This is a genomic window from Akkermansia sp. 54_46 (genome assembly GCF_001917295.1).
Classification (GTDB): domain Bacteria; phylum Verrucomicrobiota; class Verrucomicrobiia; order Verrucomicrobiales; family Akkermansiaceae; genus Akkermansia; species Akkermansia muciniphila.
Map to the genome: position 1 here is coordinate 1 of NZ_MNUD01000016.1, position 7,198 is coordinate 7,198.

Below are 7,198 nucleotides of genomic sequence, written 5' to 3' on the forward strand. Positions count from 1 at the left end.
GCAGGAAACGGCCTTGAATTCCAGTTTGAAACTGGCCGAAGAAACGAATAATTGGGGCTGGTATGAAGATCTTGTTCATGAAGGTGTAAGAGCAGGAGCTATTGATTCTGCTAAAGGGCAACTGCTAATTGTTCAGGGAAGAAAATCCAGATATGCGAATGAGCAGGAGAATTTGAAAACAGCCCTGTTTTCCAGTGTCGCCGCCGATCCCATCCGTACGGCTGCGGCTATCAACAAGGGACTGTACAATGACCTGAATCCCATTGATCTGGACCGGGCCAAACGCGAAGTGCGCCGACGTCTGGCTGATGAGGCCACGCCTGCCCCTCTTTCAGCAGAGGACCGCCGCAAGATTCAGGAAAAGAATATTGAAGCCCTGAAAAAACAGTTGCCCAACGGAGCTACTGAACAGATGTGGAGATGGGCCCGCAATGCCCAAAAAAACGGCGGACGGTTCACGGAACGGGACAAGGTGGAAATAAGGGGAGCGTTCAATATGGAACTGGACAAGCTTCCTGTTCCTCAATCTCGCGAGGAGGCTAATCAAATTGCCGAGCGCACCGCCAAGAAGTGGGCACTCCTGGGGGCTTATGAGGGAAACCAGGAGTATATCCGCGCCGTGGTGATGGATAAGATGATTTCCCGACTGGATGCCGCCAAGGGCGCACGCAGAAATGACATCGGTCTGGTGCTACGCCATATTCCGGATGATGCGTATATTCCGAACAGATCCGCTTCAGTACGGGATGCGTACAGAAAAGGTGACCAAAAGAAGATTCAGGAGAAGGAGGCGGCCAGAAATTTGATAGAGAGCCAGATTGATGAGTATGTACGCGTCCAGATGGCCTATTGGCGAGATCGGAATCCGGAGGCGAGCATCCACGACGACCGGATGCAGATTTTCAGATTTGCCGCAAAGAAAGCCAAAGAGTTGAACGAGTACGAGCATCCGGAAAAGCTGGATGTCGAGAAGAAGTCTAAGGAGATTTCCCGCGCTTTTGACAGTGAAGCCCAGGTAGGAGACACCAGGGAACGCATGCCGGATTCCGGGAAGGATTTCATTGACCGGAAGAATAGGGAGTGGAAGGAGTATCAGAAGAAGCAGGTTCCCTACACGCCGCAAGTGGAGGTTGTGAAAGACAGCGCCCCCTTGGCCGTCCCCATGTCCTTTGTGGCTGGCAGGCGCGCCGGGGCCTACGTGCCCAAGGAAATGTACCAGCAGCTTGTTCAGAAGTACGGAAGTCGCCCCTGTCTGAAAGCCACCATGGACCAGTCCAAGGCTTACAACGAAGTTCCTGTAGTGGGTTTTTATGAAGGCCCTAACAGGGGGATTGAGCTTTCTGGCGACGAGTACGGCAACCGCCTGATCATGCTCGCGGGGGACAAGGGGAAAGCAACCGTCCGTTTTGCCCCCGAAGAGGTGCCCGGCATGATTGAGCCCGGCAATATTGATTTGAGTACACGGCCCGTCGTCCGCAATGCCGACGGCTCCATCAGTACGGTGCGTTCCATTTCCGTGGAGATGGACGGGAAGGAATACCTGATTCCTACCGTTTCCGAGGACGGCAAGGTTCTTTCCGAGGACGATGCCGTGAATCAGTTCAAGCAAACCGGTAAACACTTGGGCGTGTTCAATTCTCCGGAGGACGCGACGGCGTATGCCAGACAGCTCCACGAAGACCAGGAGAATTTTTATGCCCCGCAGCGACAAGGAACAACCAGCGTACTGAACCAGCCTGTTTCTTCCCCGCAGAAGGCCGCCCAAGTACTTTCTCCCGCTCTTCAACAGTACGAATCTGCCTTCCGGCGGGCCGGGGAGAAGTACGGTGTGGACCCTGATTTGCTGATGGCCATTGCCATCCACGAAACAGGCAACGGCACCAGTTCTGCTTTCCGGAACAAGAAGAATGCCATGGGCGTGAGTCCGTATGGCAGAGGTCCCCGGTCTTTTGAAACGGTCGAGGCCGGTATTGAGTACATGGCCGGACAGCTCGCCCGGAATTACCTGGGCAAAGGACTGACAACGATTGCCGCCATTGGCAAGAAGTACGCTCCCCCCGGAGCATCCAACGATCCCAAGGGATTGAATTCCCACTGGGTGAAGGGGGTTTCCGAATATTATTTTCAACTTAAAGCTTAATTGATTACCATGTTTGAAACAGACTTTTTCCCCTTGGCGCAGGAGGCGAAACATTCCGACCTTCTTCCCGAGTCCTTTGACCATTTGCAGGAGAATGACGCCCCTACTTCCTTGCAAGACTGGGGACAGGTGCCGGGTTCCCGGAAGCTTCCGGAGTTCAAGCCCGACGAAAGTCGCCTGAGGGTTGGTGAAGGCGGAAGGCTACCAGCCCCCAGTCACACCGGACGAGGAGGCTTGCCTGGGCCTTGATGTGTGCGTTTCCCTGTTTGGTCTGGACCAAGCCGCCGACCCGTATTTGTATTGGGCCCGGCAAGGTAAGGAGGCCCCACAGTTTAAGGATATGGGGGAGGCTCACCGCGCTGTGTGGCAGGATTTTTCCGAGAGAACACGCGTAGAGGATGCCGCCTACAAGGAACGGACGAGAAGAGTCCAGCAGGAACAGGAGGAAATTTCCCACCGAATGGTGGATTGCGTAGCCGGGAAGGAAGGCAGCTGGGACGCGTGTCCTGCCGATTTGCTGAAGTATGCCGAGAGTCCGCAGAAGGTTGCCGATTCCATCATGAGGGCGCGGCGGGCGTATGCTTTTGCCGAGAGGCGTGGGTTTGAGGATGTCTGGCGCTCCGACGCGCTGGACATGGCCGATCTGCTGACAGTGAATGTCAACGGGAATGAGGTGCTGGACCAGCAGGCGTTGATGTTGCTGATGACCGCGATTGACCGGAAGGTTCAGGAGAGCCAGACGGATTCCGCTGCTTTCTGGCGCAATTTGTATAGAAGTTTTGCCGACACGGCGCGCGGCGCGGAGAGCCTGGGCGTGAAGGCGGTTCAGGCGGTGAGGGACATTCCCGGCATGAGCGGAATGGAAGAGTGGTATTCCAATAATATTGCTCCCCTGCAGGGGGTGAAGGATACGTTTGACGGACAAAGGCAGCTCTTCGACCGCTACGAGCAAAAACGAGAGGCGCTGAATACGATGCAGGATGTGATGCACGAGTTCGGACAGCGGATGCGGGGCACGAGCCCTGATGCGTCCTGGTACGTCAAGGCAATTAACGGAGCCGGGAATATCACCGGGCAGAGCCTTTCCTACATGGCTCCCGGCGGCTGGGCCCTGGCGCTGGCCGGGGATATGGGGCACGCCGGGAATGCCGCCTCCCGCAACGGGGATTCCCTGGTGGACGTGACGATCAACGGGCTGCGGAATACGGTGGAGGAAAAGGGGTTTGGGGTATTTTCCGTGTTCGGGCGCATGGGGGCCATCAACAAGCTGATGACCAGGACGGGAACCGGCGCCCTGGCGAGACTGGCCGCGAAGGTGCCGGGGCGCACGTTTTTTGCCGGGACGAGAACCGGCAAGATGCTTTCCACCCCGGCGTTTGCCTACGTGGAAGAGATGGCGGCGGAACCCCTGGCCGGGGAGTTGTTCGAGTGGACGGCCCGGAAGTTGTCCGGGATGACGGGAATGGAGGTGAAGCCGAAGGATTTCGAGGTGGTGAGCCCCGTGCTTCAGGCGATGGGGGATGTGGAGCAGTCCGGCGGATGCGCGTTGTTTGTGGCGGCCATGGCTGCCGGCCACGCTCCGAGGATGAAGCAGGAAGTGGCGGCGTTCGTGACGGATGCGCAGCGGGCCCAGCTGGCCGGATATACGAAGAAGCATGCCGAAGAGATGGCGTCTTTTTCCACGGCGGAGCACAAGGCTGCGCTGGCCCAGAAGTATTTCGAGACTGATGTATTGAAGGATCCAGAAGGAGCCGCCGAACGGGCGCGGAAGGCCGGCGCCGAGCTGGCGGACCGGCAGGAGGCCCGGCTGTACCAGATGTCCGGCGCTCTGGACAAGGTGCTGGAGAAGGCTAACATTGGCCGTATCCGCAAGCTGGAAGGAACGGACAGGTACGAGGTGAGCCTGCGGGAGGGCGCTGTAGTGAACGGCGTGAAGATGGAGGAAGACAGGAGCGTGGAGATGAACGAGGAGCAGACGGACGCCCTGGTTCAGGTAGTGCTGCAGGGGGCTTATTTGAATGGCGTCCGCGTGATGCAGGATGCCGTGCTGGGGAATGCCGCGATTTCGGAAGCCGGGAAGATGGATTTTATTGAGACGCTGGATATGTTGTCCGAGGAAGCGCCTGCGGAGTACCGGAAGGCGGCCGCCGAAACCGGAGGGATGACCGTCCCGGGGTTGATGGATGTGGCCGCGCGAGCCCAGGCGAGGATTGACGCGATTGTCCGGGAAGAGGGCGTGTCCGTCCAGGAAGCCAGAAGCAGGACGGATGCCGAAGTGATGGGGAAGGTTCAGCTTGGTTCCATTGCCGATTTGGCGGCGGCTTTTGAGAGGCGTCTTGATCATGCAGTGCGTTCCGGAGAGATTACGAGGGGGAGAGCCGATGAGATCAAGAGCGGCACGGCGGCGGCCAGCTTCGCCCACCGGTTTACGATGGCGGCCGATCCTGGGAGTTCCCTGCTGCTTTACGCCGGAGGCCATGCCACGACGGCCAACGTGATGGAGGATGTGCAGGAGTCCGCCCTGGTTCATTACATGAACCTGACCGGGAAGGATTGGCAGGATTTGTGGGAGCATTTGCAGGCGGCGGACGCCGTGCTGGGAAGGTACGGCGTGAGTCTGGGGACGTATGAGGGCCCGGCGCATGATGCCAGGGACGTGGTGGAGAGTTTTTCCAACCTGTCCCTGTCTTCCTCCCTGGCGGATATTGAGAGCCTGCCCGTGCCACAGTGGGTAAAGGACACCGCGGAGTTCGCCCTGAAGAATCTGGAGGATTCCGCCCGCATCATACGCATGGGCGAGCAATGGAACGAGTTTGCCGCGACGGACGAGGGGAAGAAGTTTATGGAAGAGCACGGAGGCCTGGCGGACGCCCTGCAGGCCGTGGGCGTGAGTACGGAGAGCGTTTTCCGCCAGGCGCGGATGGATGCCGCGCAGAAACTGGATGTGGAGATGGTGCACGCGGACCTTGCTTCCCGCAGGGCTCCGGGGGATGCCACGATGACGCTGGGCGAGCTGGAGGCGCTGGAAGAGTCCATGGCGCGGATGGATGCCGCGGAGGATGTGGAAGAGACTGCGGAAGAGGAGGATGAGACTGATCCCGTGACCGGCATTGCCGGGAATTCGGCATCCCCCGCTCCGCTGGTGGAGGATGCCGGCGGCTCCCTGGAGGGGGTGGGGGAAGAGGCCGAACACGATGAAGAGGCCGGCGCGGAGTTCCGCGATCACGCGTTTGTGCGGGTGGCGCCGGATTGCGTGTTTGCCCAGGTGCGGGTGGATTCCCTGGCCCTGGCGCCGGATGTGGAGCAGTTCAAGCAGGGAGATCATAATGAACGCGGAGCCGTGAAGGGGCGCGAGCTTCAGGGACGGTTCCGGGAAGACGCCCAGCCCATTTCCGTGTGGCGGCGCAGGGATGGAACCCTGCATGTGATTACCGGACGCCACCGGTTTGATTTGGCCGTGCGCGACGGGGTGGAGTTTATTCCGGCTTACGTGTATGAAGAAGATGATGCGCATGACGCCACTTGGGCGAAGATGCACGACGTCGGGCAGAATATGCTGGACGGTCAGGCGTCCGCGCTGGAGGTGGCTTTTTTTGTCCGGAATTCCAATATGGGCCGGGACGAGATGGAGGCGCAGGGGTATTTGCGCCCCGGTTCCGCCAATGTGATGGGCTGGGATATTGCCACCCTGGCCGGGGATGAGGTGTTTACCCGCCTGAAGAACGGGGTGATTACGGATAACGAGGCGTGGAAGGTATGTCGCCTGTCTTCAACGGAGGCGGGACAGATGCTTGCCCTGCAACTGCGCGAGAAGGGGAAGCCGTGGGATTACGTGGCGGCCTATGTTAAGGAGGCGGACCGGGTGGCTGCGGAGAAGTCCCGGGAGGGAGAGGCGTTTGATTTGTTCGGCAACGATACGTCCTGGCAGGAGGATTGCGAGAAGGTGGCCCGCTTTGCGGCCCGGGGGATTGCCCTGATTGCCGAACGCCTGTCCCTTCTGAAGAAGTCCAGAGGCATCAGCCGGCGGAAGGATTTGGCGGGCAGGATGGGCATCCGCCTGGAGACGGACGCAGATTTGAATGCGGCCATTCATGATTTGGAAAGAGCCAAGGGGGCATGGCAGTCCCATGACCCGGCGCTGCGCCTTCATGACCGCGCCCTTGCCTGGGACGGCACGAGTGAAGTGAATCCGTTCGAGCGTGTGCCCGTTTCCGGGGCGACGTTTTCCGTGGTTGCCATGGATAGTTCCGGAACTGTCCTGGCTCCGGAGACGTTCGTCACCCGGGAAGACGGAAGTCCTGACTGGTTTGTGATTCCGCGCCGCAAGAGGCAGCCAGCCATGCCGGTGCGGCTGCTGGTGGGTTCCGATGTCGGGGAGCATCGCGGCTATGGACTGACCCATATCCTGGCTTCCCGCGGGTTTTCCTTCTGGAAGGACCGTTCCCCGGAACGCTATATCAGTTCCATTCTGGCGAATGTGAGCGAGCTTTACGAGGTGGCGCCCGGGCGTGAGTTGCTGGTTAAGGGAAGGCAGCCTTCTTCATGGATGCTGCTGCAATTGGACCGGAAGGACGGGTTTTATTCCATTGTCTCGGCTTATCCAGTGCGGCAGGGCAAGAAGCCGCTGGGGAAGAAGCTCCCCCTTGCAGAGCGACAACCTGCAAACGCGAATAGCGGCACCGCGCGCCTAGGTCCAGGATCGGCAAGCAAGGCCGCTCTGCCGTCCCAATCCGCTGGCGGGGGAGATGGTTTTTCCTTACCACAAGGGGCGCATGTTGTCAACGTGAATGAAGTGGAATGCCGGTTTGACGACGGGGCTATTGTTCCGGCGACGTTTTCCCTATCTCTGGAAAAAGAGACAATCAGGAAGAAGGCGGTCGCTGACGGGACGTTCATGAAGGCCCCGAACGGGAAAGATACGAATCTGACGGAAGACCAGTGGCTTTCCGTGCGCACGGAGGCGTTTAAGAATTGGTTTGGGGATTGGGAGCATGACCCGCAGAACGCTTCCAAGGTGGTGGACGAGAACGGGGAGCCGAGGGTGGTGTATCATGGGAG

2 protein-coding genes are annotated in these 7,198 nt (G+C 59.0%); both read left to right on the forward strand.

What is annotated here, in order from left to right; translation table 11 throughout:
* Positions 1 to 2,140, forward strand: a 2,140-nt coding sequence (locus tag BHW66_RS02800) for a glucosaminidase domain-containing protein (protein ID WP_286688881.1), incomplete at its 5' end; no start/stop codon positions are given.
* Positions 2,141 to 2,324: 184 nt separating this feature from the next.
* Positions 2,325 to 7,198, forward strand: a 4,874-nt coding sequence (locus BHW66_RS02805) for a hypothetical protein (protein ID WP_286688882.1), incomplete at its 3' end; no start/stop codon positions are given.